The following is a 23,712-nucleotide window of genomic DNA, read 5'->3' as shown; positions in this document are numbered from 1 at the left end:
CATGGCCAAAAGCGCCGCCACGCACTGCCCCTACTGCGCCCTGCAGTGCGCCATGACGCTCACGTCCCCGGTGGACCTGGCCCCGGCTTCACAGCCGGGGCCGGGCCCCGTGCCTGCACCGGATCCCGCGCCCGCACTGGAGGTTGCCGGCCGGGATTTCCCCACCAACAGAGGCGGCCTGTGCCGCAAGGGCTGGACCTCGGCCAGCCTCCTGAACCACGCGGGCCGGATCACCGAACCCCTGTTGAAAGGCGCCGACGGCGTCCACCGGCCCATCGGCTGGGACCAGGCCCTGGACCTCGCCGCCGCGGCAGTGAAGGACGCCCGCGCCCGGTACGGTGCCGACGCCGTCGGTGTCTTCGGCGGCGGCGGCCTCACCAACGAAAAGGCCTACATGCTGGGCAAGTTCGCCCGGCTGGCCCTGGGCACCTCCCGGATCGACTACAACGGCAGGTTCTGCATGTCCTCAGCCGCCGCGGCGGGAATGCGCGCCTTCGGCGTGGACCGCGGCCTGCCCTTCCCGCTCGAAGCCTTGGACACCGCCAGCACCATCCTGATGCTCGGCTCCAACGTCGCCGAGACCATGCCGCCGTTCGTCCAGCACCTGCAGGGGGCCCGCGACGCCGGCGGCCTGGTGGTGGTGGATCCGCGGCGTTCCGCCACCGCGGCCTTCACGGCCGACGGCGCCGGGCTCCACCTCCAGCCCCTCCCGGGCACCGACCTCACCCTCCTGTTGGGCCTTTCCCACGTGGTCATCCACGAAAACCTGGCGGATGCCGCCTTTATCCAGGAGCGCACCTCGGGCTACAACGCCGTGGTCCGCAGCGTAAACGCCTTCTGGCCCGAACGCGTCCAGTCCATCACCGGTGTCCCGGCGGACCTCATCCGCGAAACCGCCCGCCTGCTCACCGCCGGTGCCCGCGCGGGCGGCAGCTACATCCTCACCGGCCGCGGCGTGGAACAGCACGTGGACGGCACGGACACCGCCACCGCGGCCATCAACCTCAGCCTCCTGCTGGGGCTGCCCGGCTCCGCCCGCAGCGGCTACGGCACCCTCACCGGCCAGGGCAATGGCCAGGGCGGCCGGGAGCATGGCCAGAAGGCGGACCAGCTGCCCGGCTACCGGAAGATCACAGACCCCGCCGCCCGCGCACACGTCGCCGCAGTCTGGGGCGTTCCGGAGGAGACAATTCCGGGGCCCGGCCTGCCCGCAGTCCAGCTGTTGAAATCACTGGGCCAGCCCGACGGCGTCCGGTGCCTTTTCGTCCACGCCTCCAACGTTGCGGTGGCGGCACCCGACGCCAACGCCGTCATCAAGGGGCTGCGGAGCCTCGACTTCCTGGTGGTGTGCGACTTCTTCCTGTCGGAAACCGCTGCGGAGGCGGACCTCATTCTTCCAGTCCTCCAGTGGGCCGAGGAGGAAGGCACCCTGACCAACCTGGAAGGCCGGGTGCTGCGCCGCCGCCGCGCCATCTCCCCTCCCGCCGGCGCCCGCAGCGAGCTCTGGATCATGGCCCGCCTGGCCGAGCGCCTGGACGCCCCCTCCACCTACAGCGAGGACCCGGAAACTGTCTTCGAGGAGCTCCGCCTGGCTTCCGCGGGCGGCCTGGCCGACTACTCCGGCATCGACTACGCCATGCTGGACCGCGGCGAGGCCGCCTACTGGCCCTACCCTGCGGGCGGCACCGGAACGCCCCGCCTGTTCAGGGACGGCTTCGCGCACGCCGACGGCAAGGCGGTCATGGTCCCGGTGGCGCCGCGCCGCCGTCGTACTCCCGCAGCTGAAGCCGCCGGGCACGCAACGGAACCCGCCGGCACAGCCATGACCCTCATCACCGGCCGCCTCCTGGAGCACTACCAATCCGGGGCCCAGACCCGCCGGGTCCCCGAGCTGGCCGCCGCGCAGCCCGAGGCCAGGATGCAGCTCCACCCCGGGGCGGCCGACGCCATGGGCATCGGCGCCGGAACGCTGGTGTCGGTGTCCAACGGGCGCGGAGAGGTGGTGTGCCGGGCGGAGCTCAGCACCACCATCCGCCCCGAGACGGTCTTCCTGCCCTTCCACTTTCCCGGGGCCGAAAGCGCCAACCGGCTGACTGAAGCCGCGACAGATCCGGTCTCCGGGATGCCCGAGTTCAAGTTCAACACCGTATGGGTCCGGCCCGTGGCCGCACCCGAATCCGCCCGCATGCTGCAAACGACGGAGGCCTCATGAGCGAGCAGATTGTCATTGTGGGATTCGGCCCCGTGGCCGCCCGGCTGGTGGACGAGCTCCTGCCCGCCGTGCGCAGCGGACACGCCAGGCTCAGGGTGGTGGGCCAGGAAACGGAGGCCGCCTACAACCGCGTCCTGGTGGTCGACCTGGGCGTGGGCCGGACCACCGCTGATGCCCTCGCCCTCGCCGACAGCGCCGAGCTGGTTGCGGAGGGCGTGGACGTCCGGCTGGGCGTCCGGGTTAAGCGCGTGGACCGGGCACGGCAGCAGGTGGCTCTGTCCGACGGCACGTCCGTGCACTACGACCGGCTGGTGTTTGCCACCGGATCCCGGCCGGTGATCCCCAACCTCACCGGCATCAATCCGGACCCCTCCTCCCCCGTGCTGCCTGCGGGCGTCACGGCCTTGCGCGACCTGCGCGACGCGGAAGTGCTGCGGCAGGCCGTGGCGGGCGGCAAGCGCGTGGTGGTCCTGGGCGGCGGCGTCCTCGGCTTGGAAACGGCGCTGGCCGCCGCGGAGGAAGGCGCCACGGTCACCGTGGTCCACAACGGCCCGCACCCGCTGGGCCGCAGCATCGACCGCGGCGGCGGGGCCGTCCTGGCTGCGGGGCTGCGCCGCTGCGGCGTCCGCGTGGCCGGCAACGCCCGGTCCACCGGCGTTGAGCACAACGCGCCCGACGGCGGGTTCTCGGCTTTGCTGCTCGACGACGGCTCAGCGATCGACGGCGACCTCCTGGTCATCTCCTGCGGCGTCCGTCCGCGGACGGAGCTGGCCGAGGGGTGCGGGCTGTCCACCGGCACCGGGATCCTGGTGGACCACCGGCTGCGGGCCCACCACGAGCCGCATATCTTCGCCATTGGCGACTGCGCAGAGGTGCGCTGCCCGGATCCCCGCTGCGCAGCCTGCCGCAACGCCAAGGGTCCCTCCGGCCTGGTGGGTCCTGGATGGCGGCAGGCCGAATGGCTGGCCGGCTACCTCACCCTGTTGGCCGAAGGGGCGGAAGCGGAAGCCGACGTGCTCCCCGCGCTGGCTCCCGAACAGCCCGGCGTCGTGGTCCTGAAAGCCCGGGGCATGAACCTGGCCGTGGCCGGGGACAACGCCGCCGAACCGTGGGACGAGGAAGCCCTCACGGCCGGAGCGGTCAACGGCAGGCCGCGCCTGCAGATCGCCCAGTGGGCGGATCCGGAGCACGGCCGGTACGTCAAGATGACCACCCGCGGCGGCGTGCTGGAAGGCCTGGTGGCGGTGGGCATGCCCCGGACCGCCGCCGAACTCGTGGGGCTTTTTGAGCGGGGTGCCGAGCTTCCCGCCGACCGGTCACTGCTCCTGCGCCTGGATGGACCGGACCAGCTGCCCGGGGGCGGGGCTGCCGATCCCGCGGGCACCGTCTGCCGGTGCGCGGGGGTCAGCGGGGCGGCCATCGCTGCCGCCGCAACCGGCGGCTGCTCCACCGTGGCGGACGTTTCCAAGTCCACCCGCGCGGGCACCGGCTGCGGCGGCTGCCATGAGGACATCAAGGGGCTCATCGAACAGCACTTCTCCCCAGCCTTGCCCTAACCTCGCAAACTCGGCCAGGGAACCCGACGGCCGCGGCCCCAGGCGGCCGCGGCCTGGCAGCTGCGGGGCTTTGGCCCCTTGGCGTCGGGATTCCACAGGGCTTGAGTGGTCCCAGGATTCCACTGTCAGCAGGAGGCACCGACGTCCTTGCCCATCATCCTGGCCCTCGCCGCCGTGGTGGCCGCCGCCGTGGCCGGAGCGGTCCTGGCCCGGGAGAAGGATCCGCAGCGCCGGGCCGGTGCACTGGTGAAAATAGGCGCGGCACTGATGACTGTCTTCACCGTGGCCGCCGTGGCTTTCATCAGCGGCGACGCCTTGGATCAGCCCGGCGGGATGGCGGGGCTAATGGCGGTCCTGTCCTGGTTTGCTCCAATGGTGGTCCTTGCGGCCCTCGCCTGGTTCCGGCCGGCCGGGGCTTCTCTCCTCCTGGTGGCGCTGGCCGCGCTGCTCGTCGCGGTCTGCGTGTGGTTCGCCCTCGATCCGGCGGCGGCCCGCAGCATCCAGGACTCGAACGGGCCGGTGGTGGCCGTCGGCGTTGTCGCCTTGGCCTTCCCGGCCTCCGTTCTGGGATTGAAGCGGACCGGCGCAGCTGGCTGGCTGCTGCTGGTATTGGGCGCGTTGCCATTAGTCATCACGCTCCTGGCCCGGTCAGGGCCTGCGGCCTCGCTTGCGGCGGCAGGTGTGGTCCCGGTGATCAGCGGCTTTGCCTACCTGTTGGCCGCACGGCTGGCCCGGCCGGGTTCGGAACCCCGGAAAGCCCGGTCAGTCCCAGCCTAGGCATTCTCCGGGCGCCCCCGCGGCCCGGGAACCGCCGACTGGCTCTTGACGGCGGCGTCCGCACAGCATGTGATGGACGGGACTGGCCCGCGCCCGTCCTCCGGGCCGGACGCCTGCCGTTCGGAACAAACGAAAGGACCCACCCATGTCCCTGCTCGACCCCGCCCTCTGGGAAGGCAAGATCTACCTCAACGGCTGGCGGGCGGGCGGCGGCGGTACCGGCACCAGCATGGAGCCGGCTACCGGTGGGCAGCTGGGCAGTTACGGCATCGCGTCCGTCGCGGACGTCCGCGAAGCCGCATCCGCTGCCGCGAAGGCACAAAAGGAATGGGCCGCCCGCAACCCCGAGGACCGGGCCGCGGTGCTGCGCCGCGCCGGGCAGCTCTGGGAAGAGCACGCAGCCGAGGTCCAGGACTGGATCGTGCGCGAATCCGGCGGCATTCCGCCCAAGGCAGCGCTGGAAACGCATATCGCAGCCAACGAATGCTATGACGCGTCGGCGCTGCCCTCGCTCCCTGCCGGGAACGTCCTCACGTCCAACGAAAACCGCTGGTCCTTTGCCCGTCGCCGTCCGGTAGGCGTCGTCTCCGTCATCGCGCCGTTCAACTTCCCCTTGATCCTTTCCATCCGCGCCGTGGCCCCTGCCCTGGCGCTCGGCAACGGCGTGCTGCTCAAGCCAGACCCCCGGACAGCGGTCTGCGGCGGCGTGACCCTGATGCGTATCTTCGAGGAGGCCGGCCTTCCGCAAGGCCTGCTTTCCCTGCTGCCCGGCGGCGCGGACATCGGGGCCGCCGTCGTCGAAGCTCCCGAAGTCCGCGTCATCGCCTTTACAGGCTCGACGGCGGCCGGCCGGAAGATCGGTGAAACGGCCGGGCGGCTGCTGAAGCGCGCCCACCTTGAGCTCGGCGGCAACAACGCGCTCATTGTGCTCCCGGGCGCCGACCTGGCCAAGGCGGCCTCTGCGGCGGCGTTCGGCTCCTTCATGCACCAGGGCCAGATCTGCATGGCCGCCGGACGCCACATCGTGCATGAGGACATCTACGACGACTACGTCGCCGCGCTGTCGGAGAAGGCCGCCCACCTGCCTGTGGGCGATCCGAAGAGCGGCACCGTGGCCTTGGGGCCGGTGATTGACGAACGGCAACTGCAGCGGGTGGACGGAATCGTCCAGGATGCGGTGCGGGCCGGCGCCCGGCTGGCCGCCGGCGGCACCCACGATGGCCGGTTCTACCAGCCGGCAGTGCTGGTTGACCTGGACACCGGCAGCCCCGCCTGGAAGGACGAAATCTTCGGCCCGGTAGCCCCGGTGATGAAGTTCTCCACCGTGGACGAGGCCGTGGCGCTGGCCAACGACAATGAGTACGGCCTCTCGATCGGGATCCTGGGCGACGTCGGACTGGCCATGACCATCGCCGACCGGCTGGACTCCGGGAAGGTCCACATCAACGAACAGACCGTTTCCGACGAGGCGAACTCGCCCTTCGGCGGCACGAAGAACTCCGGCAACGGCTCGCGGATCGGCGGCCACCACGCCAACATGGAGTCTTTCACCGAGATCCAGTGGCTCACCATGCGGCCGGACATTGCCCCCTACCCGTTCTAGGAGCAGGCCTTCTGCGTTCCCGGCACCCTGTGCGTGCCCCGGCGTTGGGCGGCGTCAGAACACAACGCCCCGTACCAGGCCGATGAGTTGTTCCTTCGTTTGCGCCGCCGATGGCCCGGTTGGGGAGATGAGGACCTGCGCGGTGAAAGTGGCCAGGTTCTGTCCCCTGACCACTTGGAGGGACAGGATGGTAATGGGCACATCTCCGGCCGGACGCAGCGACTTGGGACCGGCCTGTTCGGTACCCGTGAAGAACGTTGCCCTGTCGCCGATGCCATCAATCACCTCGCCTCCCCTGCCCGGGATGCCCAGTACCGTTCCCGCAGCCTTGAGGACTTCGATCGAGAAGACCATCGAGTCCGGGCCCGGCGTGCCAGGGGTGGCAAACGTATAGCGGCAGCTGGCCTCACCCGGCAGGAGCTGCGGCTCCGTGGTTGCCCCGAATGCCTGCTTGACCTGGCCGGGATCGAGCAGGGCGCAGACTGCATTGTTGGTTGTGGCCGGTGGACCCACCGGCGGAGCGGCCGGAACTTTGAGTTCTGTTCCGTTGCCCCAGCCGGCGTCCACAACAGCCTGCGACAGCGTACGGGCCATTGCGTCGCCGTCGGGCGCCGTGCCTCCGTTCATGGGCGGCCCGGTGACGTAAGGCATTTCAAGACCTCGCTGCCCCGGACGGCGGTCAGGACCACGTTCGCGGAGGCACCGCCGGCCTCGCCGCGGAAGTACCCCGTCCACTGCAGGCAGGCGAAGTCGCCGATGCCCATGACGGGTGAACAGTCGGAGGTTGCCTTCGCTTTGTCGTTGTCCGCGGCCACGGCCGGGGACGTCAGTGCAACCGAAAGGCCGGTCATGCCCCGCTCGGCCGACTTGTTCGAATAGGTGCACAGGTAGGCCTTGCTTCCCGGGGGCCGCTGCTCGCTGTTCTGGCCCATCGGCACCAGCCCGGGATCCACCTTCGCGGCGATCTGCGGGGTGATGAGGTTGCAGGCCGGGCTGCCCGTGCCTGGTTCTGGGGACGGCCCCTGGGTCGGGTTGTTCGGGGTGGACGGTCCGGCACAGGAGGCGGGGACCAGCCCGAGCACAGCAACCGCGACCGCGATTCTGAGCCGTCTGAGCCGGCCCACCAATATCCGCACAGCAACCATGGCATCAGTGTGGCGGTGCACGCCGCCGGCCCCAAGGGTCCAAAGTACCGGACAAGGAACGGTGCCGACGGCGGGGTGCAGCATACACATTCAGACGCCGAAGAGCCGTCCCGCCACGAGATAGGTTCCGTAGAGACCCGCCGCCAGGAGGACGCCCAGATAAGCGAGCACGAGCCGCGTGTCGCGCAGGAAGCATTTGGACCGTGCCAGTCCCCGCCGTCTTGCCTTCCAGTAGCCGGCGAATCCGAGGGCGGCAAAGGCAACGAGCGCGACGGGACCGGCCAGCCACCCCAGCAGCGCAATGGTGGCAAAGATGCACAGCCGGAGCGGATCGTAGGGTGCCTGGCCGGTGGGTGCGGCGGTGCCCGGACCTTGCGGGGTGGAGTGTGCTGCGGCGTGCCTGCGCACCAGTTGGGACGGCTGGGGTCCGCCGGCAATGCGCCGGGCATCAGAGGCCTGGTCCATGGATCCTCCCTAGGCCTGGCGCACCGAGAGCAGCCGGACTCCGGTCGCCGTGCTCATCCGCTGCCGCGCCAGCGCCGGCCATGCCTGGACGGCGCAGAAGGGCGCGCACTGGTGCTCCCCGTCGTCGCCCTTGGTGCCGACGTGGACGCAGCACTGCGTGAGCCGTTCCTCGATCATGGTGGACATGTCCATGAAGGGCTTGACCATGATCCTGGTGACCCGCTCGGCGAGGAGCCGGCGCAGGCGCTGCTGCTGGCCGGGCAGCTTGCCGGCGGCCAGGGTGGTCAGCGTTCCGATGCCAAGATCGCACTGCGTGCAGATGTTCTTCCAAAGATCCATGGTCCGTGGGTGAGACAGGGACGACTGCTCACTCAGCAGGTCCAGCAGCGAGGTTTTCATCAGGTTCCGCAGTTCCAGCGGAATGGCGCTGTCAGCAATCCTGTTGGCGATGCTGTCAGGATTGAGTTCGAGCCACGCCAGCAATTGGTCGTGGCCGATGAGAGCCGCCAGGGAACGCCAGGTGCCGGCGTCATCCTTGAGCATGTAGCCCACCGATGCGCAGTGTGGATGGGAGCACGGCAGTGCCGTCAGGTCGTGCCACGAGACCACGCCCCCGGTCTGTGACTCAAGCCTGTCCAGGACGCCTGTATGCGTGAGCCGGTCCAGGGGATCGATGCCGTGCCCGCGCCCGGAACCAAACACGGGCTGCAGCGCAACGCCGCCCACGAACGGGGTCTCCAGCGCACGCATCACCACGTCACCGATCTCACTGTCATTGACGCCCAGGGATGCCGTCATGGTCAGGGTTGTGAAGATCCCGGCCGCGGACAGCCGGGAGATGGCCGCGTCCTTGTAGCGGGTCAGGTCGCCGCCCCGGTGGTGGATTGAGGCCTCCCTGGAAGAGCCGTCGTATTGGAGGTACACCTCCACGCGGTCACGGTGCTGCGCCAACAGGGCAAGCAGTTCGTCGTCAGTGGCAATCAGCATGCCGTTGCTGTTCACCATGATCCGCACGATCGGCCGGGCCATGAGTTCGTCCAGCAGTTCCGCCAGGTACGGGTACAGCGTTGGTTCACCGCCGGACAACATCAGCACATCGAGGCGGTTGTTCTCACGTGCCAGGCGGGTATCGATATTGGCCAGCACCTCCTCCAGCGGAGCCACGCCCTGCAGTTGCGGTCCGGAGGCGGTGAAGCAGGTGGGGCACTTCAGGTTGCAGTGCTCGATGATGTCCTGGAGCAGGATGCAGGTGTGCTGGGTCTGCATGGCGGGAAGCCCGTAGGCATACGCCTCGGGGACGGGACGGAAATTGCCTGCCCGGTCAGGAACGTGCTGCTTGGTGGGGGCCTGCCATTTCTCCAGGTAGCTGAGGATCTCCGGGGACTCGTCGTAGAGCGTGCGGACCAATCCGTGGTCCGGGCAGCCGCGTTCAAGCCACACCCGCCCGTCGCGGATCAGCAGCGCCCCGGACAGCCGGCGGACCTCGCTGAGTGGAGGGTTGGTTTCGTGGCAACGGGGGCAGAACGCCGTGACGTACCGGTGGATCCGGTCACCCCGCAGCGGCTGGCCTGGCCCTGGCAGCTCTCTCGACCTCATTGATCAGTGCTCCTCTTCTCAGATTCGGGCCTGTGCAAGGACACCCACGCACAGTCCCCCGCCGAGCAACAGGAAGATGCCCAGCCCAAGCAGCATCCCCGCCCCGGTCAACGCAGTGCGGTGACTGACGGCAAGGACAATTGCCACTCCCAGGTACACGGCGATGGGGACGAATGCGGCGGGGCCCGCGAAGATGCTGTTTCCCCATGCCACCGGTGGACTGATGGTTGGTGCTCCGATGCCGATTGTTGCCCACAGGTACAGGATGTACAGCGCCAGGGCGCCGAAGACGGTTCCGGCCCCCAGGTAGCCATGCCGCGGTTCCCGCTGCCCGGGCGGTGGGGGCTCCTTCGCCGGTGGCGGCTCGTCCCTGTAGTTGTCCATTTTCAAGCCCGGACCTGGACAAGGAAGCTGATGCAGAGGCCCCCGCCGAGCAGGACAAAAGCGCCCAGGCCGATCAGCAGCCCCGCCCCCCAAAGGGACGTCCGGCGCCGTACTGCGAGCACGATCGCCACTGCGAGGTACAGGACGATGGGAATGAAGGCGGCGGGCACGGCGAGGAAGGTCACAGACCAGGCATAAGGCCCTTGGGCCATCGTTCCGAGCACATAAACCGCGTATAGAACCACGGCGCCAACCAGGGCTCCCAAACCCAGGGACCCACCCCGTGGTTGGATGTCCGGCGGCGGAAGAGGAGGCTGCCCACCGGGGGTTTCTTCGCTCATGCCACGGTTCCTTCCAGTTCGGCGCGGACCGGCTTCCGGAACACGCGCCGGACGCGCCAGGCCAGCAACGGAAGGACCGCCAGCAGGAACAGTTGGGGCCGGCTCAGGCCAAGCCAGAGGACCTCGTTTCCGCGGACGAATTCCACGAAGAACCTGAAGACGGCGTAGGCGCTGACGAAACAAATGAAGAGGTCACCGGGATGGGGCAGGGCGTCCCGGTAACGCCACATCAGGGCAAAAGCGGCCAAGTGGAAGGCGATCTCGTAGGCGAAGGACGGATGGAGGGCCACTCCCGCCGGTGCGCCGGCCAACGCAGCCTGGGCAGGGGTGAGGACAATCCCCCAGGCACCGCCGGTAGGGGTGCCCGGGAGTTCGGTGAGCAGGCAGCCCACGCGCCCGATAACCATTGCAAGGGCCACTGCAGGCGCCAGCAGGTCTCCCGTGGACTCCTTGTAACCGGTGAGGCGCTTGCCAAGGTGGACGCCGAACCAGGCACCCACCAGGCCGGCAAGGATGCTCCTGTCTCCGTTGCCCCACCAGTCGGCCAGGGAAACCTGCCGCGAGATGTCCCACGTGAGGACCCGCGACCCGATGGCGCCAAACGCCACGGCGAAACCGGCGATGGGCCACAGGCGGGGGTCGGTGAGGCCACGGCGGCGCTTCTCATAGGCGTAGAACAAGAGGGCTGCACCGATGCCCAGCCCCACCATGCCGGCATGCACCAGCGCATTTCCCGCCAGGGGAAGCCCAATCATGGGCAGAGTGTAACAACGGAACGCGCACCGAATGCGGGCCCTTCGGCCCTTACATGTGGACGTGCAGGCGGCGGGCTGCCTCGGAGATGGATCCGGTGAGCGACGGGTACACCGTGAACGTGCTTGCGACGTCGTCCACGTGCAGCTTCTGCTTGACGGCAATGGAGATGGGGAAGATCAGCTCCGAGGCGTTGGGGCCCACCACCACGCCGCCAATCACAGTGCCCGAACCCTTCCGCGCGAAGATCTTCACGAACCCGTCCTTGGCGTTGCGCATCTTGGCGCGGGCGTTGCTGCGCAGGGAGAGCTTGATGACGTCGGCCTGGTACTTACCGGACTCGATCTCGGCCTCGGAGACACCCACGTTCGCGATTTCCGGTGACGTGAAGATATTGGAGGCCACCTGGTGGAGCTTGAGCGGGGTGACGCCGTCGCCCATGAAGTGTGCCACCGCGATGCGTCCCTGCATGGCAGCAACCGAGGCGAGCGGCAGGACGCCGGTGCAGTCACCGGCGGCGTAGACGTTCGGGGCCGTGGTGCGGGAGACGCCGTCGACCTTGATGTGGCCGCTTTCGCTGACGGCCACGCCCGCCTCCTCCAGGCCGATCCCCGCGGTGTTGGGGATGGAGCCAAGGCACAGGAGGCAGTGGCTGCCCGTCACCTTGGTGCCGTCGGAGAGGGTGACCACCACGCCGTCGTCCGTGCGTTCCACGGTTTGGGCACGGGAGCGGGACAGGACCCGCACACCGCGGCGTTCGAAGACTTCCTCCAGGACGACGGCGGCGTCGACGTCCGAGCCAGGTAGCACGCGGTCGCGGCTGGAAACCAGCGTGACCTTGGAGCCCAGGCCGTTGTAAGCGGATGCGAATTCGGCGCCGGTGACGCCGGACCCCACCACGATGAGCTCCTCGGGCAGCTCGTCAAGGTTGTAGATCTGGGTCCAGTTCAGGATCCGTTCACCGTCCGGACGTGCCGTTTCCAGCTCGCGGGGGTGCGCACCGACGGCCAGCAGGATGGTGTCGGCCTCGACGGTCTCGGAACCGTCAGCGGTCAGGACCTCGATCCGGTGGCTGTCAAGGAGCCGTCCGGAGCCTTCGATGATCCGCACGCCCTGCTTCTCCAGGCCGTCGCGGATATCCCGGGACTGGTTGCGGGCGAGGTTGAGGAGGCGGTGGTTGATGTGCTTGAGGTCGGCGTGCATCACCGGGACGAAGTCGCCGCCGTCGACGTCGAACTTCACTCCCAGCTCGCCGGCCTCTGCAACCCGGGTCATCAGGTCAGCCGTGGCAATGAGGGTCTTGGAGGGGACTACGTCGGTGAGCACCGCGGATCCGCCGAGCCCGGCACGCTCGATCACGGTGACCGTTGCCCCCAGCGAGGCGGCCACCATGGCAGCTTCGTATCCGCCGGGACCACCTCCCAGGATTGCGATCCGGGGGGAACTGAAATCTGGATGCGTAGTCACAGTCATCCATTCTCTCCCATTGACGGCCCGACCACCAAGAAATCAGGGTGCTTTCCGGGCCTGCCGTGACCGGGGCAACAGGGGCGGCAGGATAACTTGTACTGGTGAGTACAACAGACTTCCTGAACACCGACCCGTTCGCCGCCGCCCGCGCCGCCGCGGACTACATCGCGGAAGAAACGGGCGTGGACCGCCACGACACCGCCCTGGTCCTTGGCTCCGGGTGGGGCGAAGCCGCCGACCTGATCGGCGAGACCACCGCCACCCTGTCAGCAGAGGAAGTCCCCGGCTTCCACGCCCCGGCCGTGGAGGGCCATGTGGGCACCATCCGTTCCATCCTGACCAAGGAAGGAAAACGGGCACTGGTCCTGGGCGCCCGCACGCACTACTACGAGGGCAAGGGCGTCCGCGCCGTGGTGCACGGTATCCGCACCGCAGCCGCCGCCGGGTGCAGCACCCTGGTCCTGACCAACGGCTGCGGCGGCCTCAACGAGGACTGGACCCCCGGCACGCCGGTCCTGATCCGGGACCACATCAACCTCACCGCCGCCTCACCGCTGGAAGGCGCCACCTTCGTGGACCTGACAGACCTCTATTCGCCCAGGATCCGCGGGCTGGCCCGGGAAGTGGACCCCACCCTGGACGAGGGCGTCTACGCGCAGTTCCCCGGCCCCCACTACGAAACCCCTGCCGAGGTGCAGTACGCCAAGCGGATCGGCGCGGACCTGATCGGGATGTCGACGGCGCTGGAGGCCATCGCGGGGCGTCATGCCGGCATGGAAGTGTTCGGCATTTCACTGGTCACCAACCTTGCGGCAGGCATCAGCCCCCAGCCGCTCAGCCACCAGGAAGTCATCGAGTCCGGCCAGGCGGCGGGCCCGCGCATTTCCAGGCTGCTGGCCGGCATCATCGCCCGGCTCTAGCGGGCCAGCCGCCCGGGGTGCGCCACGTGGGCGGGCAATGACGATAGCGTTATGCCCATGACGTCTTCCGATGCCGAACTTCGCCTGCTCGCCGAAGCCCGCGAATGGGCTGCCCAGGACCCGGACCCCGCAACGAAGGCATCGCTCCTCGAGCTGGTCCGCCTTGCGGAGGACGGCGACCCGGCGGCCCGGCAGGAACTGGAAGACAGCTTCCGCGGCACACTGCAGTTCGGCACCGCGGGACTGCGGGCCGCGCTGGGCCCCGGGCCGAACCGGATGAACCGGGTGGTGGTCCGCCGCGCAGCTGCCGGACTCGCGGCGTTCCTGGTGGACGCGGTAGCCAAGGCTGCCGCAGGCACCCGGCCGCGCGCCGTCGTCGGCTATGACGCCCGCCACAACTCGGACATCTTTGCGGCCGAAACCGCCGCGATCTTCACCGCTGCCGGCATCGAGACGTTCATGCTGCCGGCAGCCCTCCCCACTCCCCTGCTGGCCTATGCCGTCCGCGCCCTGGACTGCGACGGCGGCGTCATGGTCACGGCCAGCCACAATCCTCCGCAGGACAACGGGTACAAGGTGTACTTGGGGCGGCCCGCCGTGCCGGCAGATGGCGACGGCGCCCAGATCGTGGCACCGTACGACGCCGAAATCGCCGCGCGCATCAGCGCCGTGGGGACCCTGGACTCCATCGCGCTGGCAGCAGATGGCTGGACTGTCCTGGACAGTTCGCTCGCCGCCAACTACCAGCGGTCGACGGCGGCACTCGCCATGCCCGGCCGCTTTCCGGCACGGGACCTCCGGATTGTCCTGACACCGCTTCACGGCGTGGGCGGCGGAACAGCGCAGGAAGTCCTGAAGGCGGCAGGTTTCAAGGACGTCACCGTGGTGGCCGAACAGGCCGACCCGGACCCCGATTTCCCCACGGTCAGCTTCCCCAACCCGGAGGAACCCGGAGCACTGGATCTTGCCCTGGAAGCAGCGGAACGGCTGGACGCCGACCTCGTCATCGCCAACGACCCCGACGCGGACCGGGCTGCCGTGGCGGCAAAGGACCCCGATACCGGGGCGTGGCGCATGCTCCGGGGCGACGAAGTAGGCTCCCTGCTGGGCGCCCACATGGTGGCCCGGCTCGCCGACGGTGACACCGCAGTGGAGACGGACGGCCGCGGCGTGTTCGCCAATTCGATTGTTTCCTCGCGCCTGCTGGCACGGATCGCCGCGGCGGCCGGGCTGGCCCACGAGGAGACTTTGACCGGATTCAAGTGGATTTCCCGGGTCCCCGGGCTGGTCTACGGCTATGAGGAGGCGCTGGGCTACTGTGTGGCGCCGGAGCAGGTCAAGGACAAGGACGGCATTTCCGCCGCGGTCCTGATTGCCGAACTCGCAGCCACCGCCAAAGCCGCGGGCAAGACGGTCTTCGACACCCTGGACGAGCTGTACCTCCAGCACGGCCTGCATGCCAGCGACCAGCTCAGCATCAGGGTCGCCGACCTGGGACTGCTGGACGCCATGATGAACCGCCTGCGGGTTTCCCCGCCGGAGTCGTTCGGGCAGTCGGCCGTGGAGGTCTTCACGGACCTGGCCGAAGGCAGCGCGCAGCTGCCGCCCACGGAGGGCCTGCTCTACATCACCCGGAACCTGACCCGCGTGATCATCCGGCCCAGCGGCACCGAGCCGAAGCTCAAGTGCTACCTGGAGGTCATCCACCAGGTGGGTTCCGCGGCGGAGCTGCCGGCGGCACGCCAGGCGGCACGCGCGTCGCTGGATGAGGTCCGCCACGACGTCAGCGAGGCACTGGGCCTGTAGCCGGCCCCAGCCACCAAAGGGTGCCGGGCTTCCTGCACGCCCGGCACCTGCTCCTTTGTTTTTATGGGTTCCCCTGCGTCAGAGCTGCACCTCGACGACGCCGTCCCTGACCCGGGTGCCGAAGGCTGCCAGCCGCAGGCCCGGGGCCGTGAAGCATTCACCGGTTTCGAGGTCGTAGACCTCCTTGTGCAACGGTGAGGAGATGGTGGGGCGGGTCCCCTTGGAACCGAGGATGCCGCGGGCCATGACGTGGGCTCCCGTGGCCGGGTCCTGGTGCGCCACGGCGAAGACTTCGCTGGGGCCGGTGCGGAAGAGCGCCACCTGGCGGCCTGCCACCAGTGCTGCCTCACCCCATGCCGGTTCGAGGTCATCCACCATGCAGACACGGTGCCAGCCGGTCCCGAACCCGGCGGTGTCTGATTCGGCGGCGAGCGCCCCAAGTTCAAGTGTTGCCGTCATGTCCGGCTCCTTTCCCTGTGCCTGTTGTCCCTTGCATTGGCAGCTTTTGCGGCCGTGTCCCACGCTATGGTCCGGGTGTTTCAAAGGGGTGCGGTGAATGTGTCCGGCGCGTAAAAGAGACCTAACGCGGGCGGAAATGCGTTCGTGATGCAGAAGTTAAGTTGACGAAACAAATGGGAAACTGAGGCGAAACTGCCCCTTCCTAGGCTGGAGGCACAAGCTGCAGAGCACCGTCTGCGGCCCATGCGAAAGGCCCACAGTGACCGAACAGACTTCAAGCACAGAGACACCGCGCCGCATCGTCGTCGCCGGCGGCGGCCCCGCGGCCCACCGTTTTGCGGACGCCATGCATGCCCGCGGCCTCGACGGCTGGCATGTCACGGTCCTCACCGAGGAAGCGCACCTCCCCTACGACCGGGTGGCACTTTCCAAGGCCCTCACCGATGCCGGCGTGGACCTGACCCTGGGTACCGCTTCCATGTGGGACCACGGGTCATTGGCCCTGAAGACCGGCGAGCGCGTCGTGAAGGTCAACGCCGACGCCAGGACCGTGGAGACGGCCGCCGGCAACACGTACGAATATGACGAACTGGTGGTGGCCACGGGCTCGGACGCTGTGCGCCTGCCCATCCCCGGCGGTGAGCACGCCCACGTGTACCGGACGCTCGAGGACGTGTGGGCCATCAACAAAGCCATTGCCGAACTGACGGCAAAGCTTGGCCGCAAGATCAACGCGGTGACCATCGGCGGCGGGCTCCTGGGCCTCGAGTCGGCCGCCGGCACCGAGCAGCTCGGCGCCACCCCCGTGGTCATCAACGGTGCGCCCTGGCTCATGAACACGCAGCTGGACGAGGGCGCCGGCCAGGCCCTGGGCCGGCTCATCGCGGCCAAGGGCTTCGAAGTCCACGGCGGCGTGTTCCCGTCCGAAATTCTGACGGATGACGACGGCCAGGTCACCGGAGTCCTGATGGCTGACGAGCGCGTCATCCCGGCAGACCTGGTGATTGTCGCCGTCGGCGTCAAACCCCGCGACGAACTCTTCCGCGCCGCTGAGGGCGAAGACCAGCTCTTCAGCCTGGGCCCCCGCGGCGGGGTGGTCATCAACGATTTCTGCGCCACCGAAGTACCGGGCATCTGGGCCATCGGCGAGGTGGCCAACTTCGGCGGCATGTGCCTTGGCCTGGTGGCCCCCGCGAACACCATGGCCGAGATCGTGGCCGACCGGCTCCACGGCGGCGACGCCACGTTCCCCGGCTTCGACACCGCCACCAAACTCAAGCTCTCCGGCGTGGACGTTGCGAGCTTCGGCGACGCCTTCGCCCGGACCGAACGCGCCCTGGAAATCGTCTACGCCGACCCCGCCCGCGGGGTCTACCAGAAGATCGTCACCACCGATGACGCCAAAACCCTCCTGGGGGGCATCTTCGTCGGCGACGCCTCGCCGTACATGAGCCTGCGCCCGCTCCTGGGCCGCGAACTTCCGGCCGAGCCCGGCGCCTTCCTCTCCGCGGCGGGCGGCGGCGAAGCTCCCGAAACCGAGCTTCCCGACGACGCCACCCTGTGCTCCTGCAACAACGTCACCGCGGGGACCATCCGCGACGCCATCAACGGCTGCGGCGCCTGCGAGGGCAATGCCCCCGTCCAGGAACTCGGTGAGCTGAAGGGCTGCACCCGCGCCGGCACCCAGTGCGGCTCCTGTGTGCCGATGCTGAAGAAGCTGCTGGAGACCGAGCTGACCAAGTCCGGCGTCGAGGTCTCCAAGGCTCTGTGCGAGCACATTGAACTGTCCCGGCAGGAGCTGTTCGATGCCATCCGCGTCCTGGAGCTGACCTCCTTCGAGGAGATCATGGCCAAGTACGGCACCGGCGCGGGCTGCGACATCTGCAAGCCCACCATCGCCAACATCCTGGCCAGCCAGAACAGCGCCTACGTCCTGGACGCCGGCCGCGGCACGCTGCAGGACACCAACGACCGCGCCCTGGCCAACATGCAGAAGGACGGCACCTACTCGGTGGTCCCCCGCATCGCCGGCGGCGAGATCACTCCGAAGAAGCTCGGCGTCATCGCCGCCGTCGCCGAAAAATACAACCTGTACACCAAGATCACCGGCGGCCAGCGGATCGACATGTTCGGCGCCCGGCTGGAACAGCTCCCGGAGATCTGGAAGGAACTGGTGGACGCCGGTTTTGAATCCGGCCAGGCCTACGGCAAGAGCCTGCGCACCGTGAAGTCCTGCGTCGGCTCCACCTGGTGCCGGTTCGGTGTCCAGGACTCGGTGGCCATGGCCATCCAGCTGGAGCTGCGCTACCGCGGCCTGCGGAGCCCGCACAAGCTCAAGATGGGCGTCTCCGGCTGCGCCCGCGAATGCGCCGAGGCCCGCGGCAAGGACGTGGGCGTCATCGCCACCGCCGACGGCTGGAACCTATACGTCGGCGGCAACGGCGGGGCCACCCCCGCCCACGCCCAGCTGCTGGCCAAGGACCTGGACGACGAAACCCTGATCAAGTACATCGACCGCTACTTCATGTACTACATCCGCACGGCCGACCGCCTGCAGCGCACGGCCCGCTGGCAGGAAGAGCTCGACGGCGGCATCAAGCACGTCGAGGACGTGGTGGTGAAGGACACCCTGGGCATCGCCGAGGACCTGGAAGCCGCGATGGCCAAGCACGTGGACACGTACGTGGATGAATGGGCCGACACCCTCAAGGACCCCGAACGCCTGCGCCGGTTCCGTTCCTTCGTCAACGCACCCGACCAAAAGGACGACTCCATCACCTTCGTCCCGGACGAGCGCGGCCAGATGCGCCCCGCCACCCCGGAGGAAAAAGGCAAGGTCCTGATCGGTGCTTCCATCCCGGTCCGCTCCGCCACCACGGAAACCCCTGGAAACGAGGCATAACCATGCAGCTCAGTATCGACCTCACCGGCCGGACCGTCCTGGTGGCCGGCGCCCCTGATGCCGCGCGGCAGGCGGTGCGGCGGTACGAAGCCGCGGGCGCCGTCGTCCACCGCATTGGAAGCCCCGCCGAGGCGCGGCTCGTCCACGTGCCGGAACGGCTGTTCCTGGTCGCCGCCGTCGAGGACGGACAGCACGGCTGGGACGCCTTCCTGGACCGCTGCCGGCACGGCGGCATCCCGGTCGCTGCCGAGCCCGCCGCCGGCCCGGCCGGCCACGTCACCCTGGTGGGCGGCGGCCCCGGCACCGGCGATCTGCTCACCGTGGCTGCGGTCAAGGCACTCCGCGATGCCGACGTCGTCTTCTACGACCGGCTGGCCCCGTACCAGGAACTGCCGCTGCTGACCTCCGGCGAACTCGTGGACGTCGGAAAGAAGCCCGGGCACCACAAAGTCAGCCAGTCGGACATCGAAAAACTGATGGTCGAAAGCGCCCTGGCCGGCAACAACGTGGTGCGCCTCAAGGGCGGGGACCCGTACGTCTTCGGCCGGGGCGGAGAGGAAGTTGCCGCGTGCGTGGCCGCCGGCGTCAAAGTGCACGTGGTGTCCGGCGTTACCAGCGCCATCTCCGTCCCGGCCGCGGCCGGCATCCCGGTCACCCACCGGGAAGTCAGCCACATTTTCACTGTGGTTTCCGGGCATGCACCGCTTACCGAAGAGGAGCACCACCACCTTGCCGGGCTGGGCGGCACCATCGTGGTGCTGATGGGCATTGGCACCCTCCACCAGCTTGCGGCAGGGCTGCGCCGCGCCGGCATGCGCCCGGACATGCCCATGGCCGTGGTGGAACGCGGGTACCGGCCGGGCCAGCGCACCACCATCGCAGACCTCGGCACCATCACCTCGGCCGCGGCCGGCTGCAGCAACCCGGCCGTACTGGTCATCGGCGAAGTGGTGCGGGTGGCGGAAGCGAACCGGCAGCACGCCGGTGCGGCAGCCGACCTGGACAGGCTGGCAGCCTCGCTGCTGGGATCATGAAAGGATTGACCCCCATGACTGCACTTGCACCGGCCGAACCCACGCAGGCTGAAGAAGCCACTGACGCCGCGGAGTCGCCGCTGGAGGGATTCCGCATCGGCGTCACCTCGGACCGGCGCTCCCGCGACCTCATCGAAGCCCTGGAGCGGCGCGGCGCCGAAGTGCTGCACGCCCCTGCGCTGAAGATCGCCCCGGTCCAGGAGGACATGCGCCTCATCGAGGACACGCGGGCCATCATCGCCGCCAAGCCCGATCTCTGCATCGCGACCACGGCGTATGGCATGCGCCGCTGGTGCGAGGCCGCGGATTCCTTCGGAATTGGCGACGAACTGCTGGAAACGCTGGGCAGCTGCCGCATGTTCGTCCGTGGACCAAAGGCCCGCGGTGCGGTGCGCGCTGCCGGCCTTGCCGACGTCGGGATCAGCAGCGACGAAACCACCTCCACCCTGGTGGACATGCTCCTGGCTGAAGGCGTCCGGGGCAAGACTGTGGCCATGCAGCTGCATGGCTACACCGACGTCCGCCAGATCGAACGGCTGCGGATGTCCGGCGCCACCGTCCTGACCGTCACGCCCTACCGCTGGGTCAAGCCCGACGGCGAGGACCGGCTTCCGCGGCTCATCGACGCCGCCTGCACCGGGAACCTGGACGTCCTGACCTTCACCAGCGCCCCCGCCGTGGACGCCATGTGGAGCACGGCCCATGAGATGGGGCTCTACAAGCAGCTGGTGGAGAGCCTGAAACTGAATGTCACCACGGCCGTGGTGGGTCCCGTCACGGCCCAGCCCCTGCTGGACGCGGGCATAACGCCGCTGATCCCGGAGCGCTTCCGGATGGGTGCGCTGATCCGGCTGGTGTGCGAGCACCTGGCGCTGAACCACGTCCGGCGGCTGGATACCCGCTCCGGAAGCATCGAACTGCGGGGACGCAGCCTGCGCATCGACGGCCAGCAGGTGGAACTGGCGCCCGCTCCCCTGCTGCTCCTGCGTGCACTGCTGGGCGCGGGCGGCGCGGTCCTGTCCCGCGAATCGCTGTCCGACCTGCTGGAGCTGCGCGGCTCGGTGCACGCCCTGGACATGACCGTGAGCCGCCTGCGGTCCTCGCTGCCGGACGGCAAGCTGATTGAAACCGTGGTGAAGCGCGGGTACCGGATCCGGGTCTAGGTGACCGGGGCCAGGGCTTTTGTGTCGGCGGGCTGATGAATGAGAGATGCGTCACGGGTTCTGTTACCGGCCGGTAAATACTGGCGAACACGGGCCCGCTGAACAGCAACTGCGGGGAAACACCCCGGAAAAGACGCGGGCCTACGCTGTGTTCCATCACGAAGTTCCGGCCGCTTACCGGCCGCCAGCGAAAGGGCCAGCACATGTCCGCTCCGGCATCCTCAACGTCCACCTCCACCGCAACCCGCATTGTCATTGCGGGTGCCGGCCCCGCGGCCCAGGCCCTTGTAGCGCAGCTGGACCGCGCCCGGTTCACCGGGACCGTCACCGTGCTGAGCAACCGCGATGACACCCCCGAAGAGCTGCTGGAGCTTGCCATGCTGCCCCAGGTGTCCGTGCGGTTTGGCCAGCCTGCCAGCCACATCGACCCTGCCAACCGCACCGTAGCCACTGCCGACGGCATGGAGTTCGCCTACGACCACCTGGTCATCGCTACCGGATCGGCCCCGGTGGCAGGCCCGGTGGACGGTGCCGCGCAATGCCTGAACTATGCCACCATCGACGACGCACCGCGGGTCGCGAAGGGTGTGCAAAAGGTGGCCCGGGAGCTGGGACGGCGTCCGGTGGGAATCCTGGTGGGCACCGGCGCGGCAGCCGGGCAGGCCGAAGCCGTGCTGCGCGCCAAAGGCGTGCGGCCCATTCGCACCACTGCCCGCCCCGCCGCCATCATCCCCGCCGTTGTGTCCGGCACATCCGCCCGGCAGGCCGCGTCCGCCGTCGTCTTCGAGGATGGCAGCAGCATGACCGGCGACCTGGTGGTGATGGCGGAGGAGCGGGTGTCCCGCGACGGCCTGGCCGCCAGCGCGGGGCTGCAGACTGCACCCGGGGGCGGCATCGTGATCAGCCGGGACTACCGCACGTCCGTCCAGGGGATCTGGGCGATTGGGGATGCCGCAGCGTTCGACGGCGTGCGGCTGGGGCTGCTGGTGGCGGCGGCTTCGGCGGCAGGTGCCTGCGCCACCCAGTTGTTGAGTGCCGCGGCGGAGGCCCCGGCCCTGCAGGCGGCCTGAGCGCCCATGCCCGCCTGCGGGCCTCCTGCGTGGGGCCTGCTGCGGCGCGGCCCGCTGTGACAAGATGGTTCCCGAAACCGAGTCAACGCCGGGCCCACAAGGCCCTCCGAGAGGACCATCATGAGCAACGAAGCCACCGTTCACGCAGGCACCGCCGATCCGGGCCGGCCCGCGGACATCGCCTCCTACATCGACCACACGCTGCTCAAGCCCGAAGCCTCTGAAGCCGATGTGCTGAAGGTTTGCGCGGAAGCCGCCGAATATGGCTTCAAGTCGGTCTGCGTCAATCCGGTCTGGGTCAAGACGGTCACCACGGCACTTCGGGGTTCAGGCGTCCTCACCTGTTCCGTGGTGGGCTTCCCCCTGGGGGCCACACCCACGGATGTGAAGTCATTCGAAGCCCGCGGCGCGGTCCTGGACGGCGCGGCGGAGGTGGACATGGTGATCAACATCGCTGCCGCGCGGGCCGGTGACAAGGGCGCCCTCGTCGAGGACATCGCCGCGGTGGCTGAGACGGTCCACGCGGGCGGCGCCATCCTGAAAGTCATTATCGAAACAGCCCTCCTGACCGACGAGCAGAAGGTACTGGCGTGCCAAGCGGCCGTGGAGGCCGGCGCCGACTTCGTGAAGACCTCAACGGGCTTCAACGGCGGGGGCGCGACGGTTGAGGATGTGGCCCTGATGCGCCGGACCGTGGGCCCGGACGTGGGAGTCAAGGCCTCCGGCGGCGTACGGTCCCTGGCAGATGCTCAGGCTATGATTGCAGCAGGTGCAACACGAATTGGTGCCAGCTCCGGTATTGCCATCGTCAAGGGTGAACAGGGTTCAGCCGCTTACTGACCTTGGCCGGAAGCCGCCACAGATCATGCCCTTTGGGGCCGAGGAGGAACACATGTCCAGCCAGATCAACGCGTCCAGCAGGGACACGGCGTCCAACAAGGAGACCGTCCGGACCCCGCAGAACGAAAACAACCTCGCCACCAGCGTGATCCTGTTCGTGGTCTGCTTCGCCCTGTTCCTCGGCGCCATCTACTCGCTGTCCTTCCTCACCCTGGACAACCCGTGGCCCATGGCCGTGTGCCTGCTCCTCTTCGCCCTGGCGTTCTGGCTTCCGCAGACCATCTTTGGCCGCTCGGACTCCGCCGGCGAGCACTAAAGACCCTGGACGCTTCACAGGGAGGGACCCCGGACACTGTCCGGGGTCCCTCCCTTATCTGCTGGGGCCTGGTTCCGGCGGCTAGAACCAAAGCTTGATCCACGCCCCCGCGGCCGCCGCTACCCGGCCCCAGTGGTGCTGGGCGATGGCCCAGCCGGCCACGGACATCCCCACCATGGCGTAGGCACTCACCGGGATCAGCACCAGCCATTCCCGCTTGGAACCCGCCCGGCCCAGCAGTGGAACGGACAGCGCGCCGTTGGCACGCCAGACACTCCGCAACAAGGGCAGCCGGCGCAGCATCTTCGGCGGCCGGACCACCAGTGGCCACAGCAGCGGCACTCCCCCGGTGGTGATGAGGTCCCCGACGATGTGCACCACCACCCCGATCAGCATGGACGTGGGCAGCCAGGTCCACTGTTCTGGTGCATAGGCCGTGACCAGGCCAGCCATGACCAGGGCGAAGATCCAGTTGGAGATGAAGCCGCTCTTGGGAAAGAGCTTCAGAGCCTTGGCCGCGATGTTGATCAGGAACATGCACAGCAGCCCGGCCCCAATGGACAGCCGTCCCCAGCCGGTGTCCAGGTGGACCTGCGATGCCAGGCCGGCGAGGAACACGAAGAACGCCGCCCCCAGGATGGAATGCGTGCCCTGCCGGTGGCCGCCGCTGGCGTTCTCGATGCCCCGGGCGATCACGTTGGACAGCGGCGGCAGCGAATGGGCCACCGTGCTGGACCGGTGGTCCCAGTCGCACACCAGCGCGGTGCCGGCCGTGGCCATGCCGCCGATAAGGATGCCCGTGGGGTCCAGCGGGTACCAGCCCAGGGTGTAAGGGCCGGTGGACGCAACAGCTACCCACGCCGCGGCTCCCGACGCGGCGTGGTGTCCTCCCATCAAGTG

At 68.7% G+C, this 23,712-nt stretch carries 22 protein-coding genes; 12 read left to right on the top strand and 10 right to left on the bottom strand.

Translation table 11 applies throughout. The annotated features are described in order from the left end of the window. Window position 1 precedes the first annotated feature (1 nt). From J2T23_RS10650 to J2T23_RS10635, 4 genes are all read left to right on the top strand, one after another. Window positions 2–2,212 (top strand): molybdopterin oxidoreductase family protein, encoded by a 2,211-nt coding sequence (locus J2T23_RS10650; protein ID WP_307359789.1) that lies wholly within the window; start codon window positions 2–4, stop codon window positions 2,210–2,212. Then, window positions 2,209–3,768, top strand: a complete 1,560-nt coding sequence (locus J2T23_RS10645) for an FAD-dependent oxidoreductase (protein WP_307359787.1) — start codon at window positions 2,209–2,211, stop codon at window positions 3,766–3,768. The genes J2T23_RS10650 and J2T23_RS10645 overlap by 4 nt, the downstream gene beginning before the upstream one ends. A gap of 147 nt (window positions 3,769–3,915) precedes the next feature. Beyond that, window positions 3,916–4,545, top strand: coding sequence for a hypothetical protein (locus J2T23_RS10640; protein WP_141161111.1), 630 nt, complete (start codon window positions 3,916–3,918; stop codon window positions 4,543–4,545). Between the two features lie 145 nt (window positions 4,546–4,690). Continuing rightward, window positions 4,691–6,148, top strand: a complete 1,458-nt coding sequence (locus tag J2T23_RS10635) for a benzaldehyde dehydrogenase (protein WP_141161112.1) — start codon at window positions 4,691–4,693, stop codon at window positions 6,146–6,148. 54 nt (window positions 6,149–6,202) lie between these two features. Here the strand turns inward: J2T23_RS10635 and J2T23_RS10630 are convergent, their stop codons facing one another. The 8 genes from J2T23_RS10630 to J2T23_RS10595 all read right to left on the bottom strand — a co-directional run bounded on the left by J2T23_RS10630 (window position 6,203) and on the right by J2T23_RS10595 (window position 12,299). Then, entirely contained in the window at window positions 6,203–6,799 is a 597-nt protein-coding gene (locus tag J2T23_RS10630; protein WP_307359785.1) for a hypothetical protein, read from the bottom strand. After that, window positions 6,772–7,293, bottom strand: a complete 522-nt coding sequence (locus J2T23_RS10625) for a hypothetical protein (RefSeq protein ID WP_307359782.1) — start codon at window positions 7,291–7,293, stop codon at window positions 6,772–6,774. The genes J2T23_RS10630 and J2T23_RS10625 overlap by 28 nt, the downstream gene beginning before the upstream one ends. Window positions 7,294–7,383: 90 nt before the next feature. Continuing rightward, a complete protein-coding gene (locus J2T23_RS10620) occupies window positions 7,384–7,758 on the bottom strand; it encodes a hypothetical protein (RefSeq protein WP_141181075.1) in 375 nt (124 codons plus the stop codon). 9 nt (window positions 7,759–7,767) lie between these two features. Next, a complete protein-coding gene (locus J2T23_RS10615) occupies window positions 7,768–9,354 on the bottom strand; it encodes a radical SAM protein (protein WP_307359780.1) in 1,587 nt (528 codons plus the stop codon). Window positions 9,355–9,372: 18 nt separating this feature from the next. After that, window positions 9,373–9,738 carry a hypothetical protein gene (locus J2T23_RS10610; protein WP_141161115.1) on the bottom strand — a complete coding sequence of 122 codons (366 nt, stop codon included), beginning with the start codon at window positions 9,736–9,738 and terminating at the stop codon, window positions 9,373–9,375. 2 nt (window positions 9,739–9,740) lie between these two features. Then, on the bottom strand, window positions 9,741–10,079 hold the full coding sequence (locus J2T23_RS10605; RefSeq protein WP_141161116.1) for a hypothetical protein: 339 nt from the start codon (window positions 10,077–10,079) through the stop codon (window positions 9,741–9,743). Continuing rightward, window positions 10,076–10,834: a prolipoprotein diacylglyceryl transferase gene (locus J2T23_RS10600; protein ID WP_307359775.1), complete on the bottom strand. Its 759-nt coding sequence runs from the start codon at window positions 10,832–10,834 to the stop codon at window positions 10,076–10,078. Before J2T23_RS10600 ends, J2T23_RS10605 begins: the two co-directional genes overlap by 4 nt. 49 nt (window positions 10,835–10,883) lie before the next feature. Next, window positions 10,884–12,299 carry an NAD(P)H-quinone dehydrogenase gene (locus J2T23_RS10595; protein ID WP_141161118.1) on the bottom strand — a complete coding sequence of 472 codons (1,416 nt, stop codon included), beginning with the start codon at window positions 12,297–12,299 and terminating at the stop codon, window positions 10,884–10,886. Window positions 12,300–12,403: 104 nt separating this feature from the next. Between J2T23_RS10595 and J2T23_RS10590 the strand changes: the two genes are divergently transcribed. Continuing rightward, entirely contained in the window at window positions 12,404–13,222 is an 819-nt protein-coding gene (locus J2T23_RS10590) for a purine-nucleoside phosphorylase (protein WP_307359773.1), read from the top strand. Between the two features lie 57 nt (window positions 13,223–13,279). Next, window positions 13,280–15,028 (top strand): phospho-sugar mutase, encoded by a 1,749-nt coding sequence (locus J2T23_RS10585; RefSeq protein ID WP_307359771.1) that lies wholly within the window; start codon window positions 13,280–13,282, stop codon window positions 15,026–15,028. A gap of 78 nt (window positions 15,029–15,106) precedes the next feature. Here J2T23_RS10585 and nirD read toward each other — a convergent pair whose 3' ends face one another. Next, on the bottom strand, window positions 15,107–15,487 hold the full coding sequence (gene nirD / locus J2T23_RS10580) for a nitrite reductase small subunit NirD (RefSeq protein WP_141161121.1): 381 nt from the start codon (window positions 15,485–15,487) through the stop codon (window positions 15,107–15,109). Between the two features lie 259 nt (window positions 15,488–15,746). Here nirD and nirB point away from each other — a divergent pair, with 259 nt between their 5' ends. The 6 genes from nirB to J2T23_RS10550 all read left to right on the top strand — a co-directional run bounded on the left by nirB (window position 15,747) and on the right by J2T23_RS10550 (window position 22,812). Further along, on the top strand, window positions 15,747–18,389 hold the full coding sequence (gene nirB / locus J2T23_RS10575; RefSeq protein ID WP_141161122.1) for a nitrite reductase large subunit NirB: 2,643 nt from the start codon (window positions 15,747–15,749) through the stop codon (window positions 18,387–18,389). A 2-nt stretch (window positions 18,390–18,391) separates the two neighbouring features. After that, window positions 18,392–19,423, top strand: coding sequence for a uroporphyrinogen-III C-methyltransferase (gene cobA, locus J2T23_RS10570; RefSeq protein ID WP_307359767.1), 1,032 nt, complete (start codon window positions 18,392–18,394; stop codon window positions 19,421–19,423). A gap of 14 nt (window positions 19,424–19,437) precedes the next feature. Continuing rightward, window positions 19,438–20,586 (top strand): uroporphyrinogen-III synthase, encoded by a 1,149-nt coding sequence (locus J2T23_RS10565; RefSeq protein ID WP_141161124.1) that lies wholly within the window; start codon window positions 19,438–19,440, stop codon window positions 20,584–20,586. A gap of 203 nt (window positions 20,587–20,789) precedes the next feature. Further along, window positions 20,790–21,656, top strand: coding sequence for an FAD-dependent oxidoreductase (locus J2T23_RS10560; protein WP_141161125.1), 867 nt, complete (start codon window positions 20,790–20,792; stop codon window positions 21,654–21,656). A 120-nt stretch (window positions 21,657–21,776) separates the two neighbouring features. Then, window positions 21,777–22,496 (top strand): deoxyribose-phosphate aldolase, encoded by a 720-nt coding sequence (gene deoC / locus J2T23_RS10555; RefSeq protein WP_141161126.1) that lies wholly within the window; start codon window positions 21,777–21,779, stop codon window positions 22,494–22,496. Between the two features lie 52 nt (window positions 22,497–22,548). Continuing rightward, entirely contained in the window at window positions 22,549–22,812 is a 264-nt protein-coding gene (locus J2T23_RS10550) for a hypothetical protein (RefSeq protein WP_141161127.1), read from the top strand. 81 nt (window positions 22,813–22,893) lie between these two features. Here the strand turns inward: J2T23_RS10550 and J2T23_RS10545 are convergent, their stop codons facing one another. Further along, on the bottom strand, window positions 22,894–23,706 hold the full coding sequence (locus tag J2T23_RS10545) for a metal-dependent hydrolase (protein ID WP_307359761.1): 813 nt from the start codon (window positions 23,704–23,706) through the stop codon (window positions 22,894–22,896). Between the last annotated feature and the right edge of the window lie 6 nt (window positions 23,707–23,712).

The sequence above is a fragment of the Pseudarthrobacter niigatensis genome (assembly GCF_030812615.1).
Lineage (GTDB): Bacteria > Actinomycetota > Actinomycetes > Actinomycetales > Micrococcaceae > Arthrobacter > Arthrobacter niigatensis.
Note: the sequence above shows the minus strand (reverse complement) of the source record. Positions and strands in the feature narration are given on the sequence as shown.

Bases quoted from the DNA above. Each gene is read 5' to 3' on its own strand.
- deoC (WP_141161126.1), top strand. From the start codon at position 21,777: ATGAGCAACGAAGCCACCGTTCACGCAGGCACCGCCGATCCGGGCCGG.
- J2T23_RS10630 (WP_307359785.1), bottom strand. From the start codon at position 6,799: ATGCCTTACGTCACCGGGCCGCCCATGAACGGAGGCACGGCGCCCGAC.
- nirD (WP_141161121.1), bottom strand. From the start codon at position 15,487: ATGACGGCAACACTTGAACTTGGGGCGCTCGCCGCCGAATCAGACACC.
- J2T23_RS10610 (WP_141161115.1), bottom strand. From the start codon at position 9,738: ATGGACAACTACAGGGACGAGCCGCCACCGGCGAAGGAGCCCCCACCG.
- J2T23_RS10615 (WP_307359780.1), bottom strand. From the start codon at position 9,354: ATGAGGTCGAGAGAGCTGCCAGGGCCAGGCCAGCCGCTGCGGGGTGAC.
- J2T23_RS10650 (WP_307359789.1), top strand. From the start codon at position 2: ATGGCCAAAAGCGCCGCCACGCACTGCCCCTACTGCGCCCTGCAGTGC.
- J2T23_RS10625 (WP_307359782.1), bottom strand. From the start codon at position 7,293: ATGGTTGCTGTGCGGATATTGGTGGGCCGGCTCAGACGGCTCAGAATC.
- J2T23_RS10620 (WP_141181075.1), bottom strand. From the start codon at position 7,758: ATGGACCAGGCCTCTGATGCCCGGCGCATTGCCGGCGGACCCCAGCCG.
- cobA (WP_307359767.1), top strand. From the start codon at position 18,392: ATGCAGCTCAGTATCGACCTCACCGGCCGGACCGTCCTGGTGGCCGGC.
- J2T23_RS10645 (WP_307359787.1), top strand. From the start codon at position 2,209: ATGAGCGAGCAGATTGTCATTGTGGGATTCGGCCCCGTGGCCGCCCGG.
- J2T23_RS10545 (WP_307359761.1), bottom strand. From the start codon at position 23,706: ATGGGAGGACACCACGCCGCGTCGGGAGCCGCGGCGTGGGTAGCTGTT.
- J2T23_RS10550 (WP_141161127.1), top strand. From the start codon at position 22,549: ATGTCCAGCCAGATCAACGCGTCCAGCAGGGACACGGCGTCCAACAAG.
- J2T23_RS10560 (WP_141161125.1), top strand. From the start codon at position 20,790: ATGTCCGCTCCGGCATCCTCAACGTCCACCTCCACCGCAACCCGCATT.
- J2T23_RS10585 (WP_307359771.1), top strand. From the start codon at position 13,280: ATGACGTCTTCCGATGCCGAACTTCGCCTGCTCGCCGAAGCCCGCGAA.
- J2T23_RS10600 (WP_307359775.1), bottom strand. From the start codon at position 10,834: ATGATTGGGCTTCCCCTGGCGGGAAATGCGCTGGTGCATGCCGGCATG.
- J2T23_RS10635 (WP_141161112.1), top strand. From the start codon at position 4,691: ATGTCCCTGCTCGACCCCGCCCTCTGGGAAGGCAAGATCTACCTCAAC.
- J2T23_RS10565 (WP_141161124.1), top strand. From the start codon at position 19,438: ATGACTGCACTTGCACCGGCCGAACCCACGCAGGCTGAAGAAGCCACT.
- J2T23_RS10605 (WP_141161116.1), bottom strand. From the start codon at position 10,079: ATGAGCGAAGAAACCCCCGGTGGGCAGCCTCCTCTTCCGCCGCCGGAC.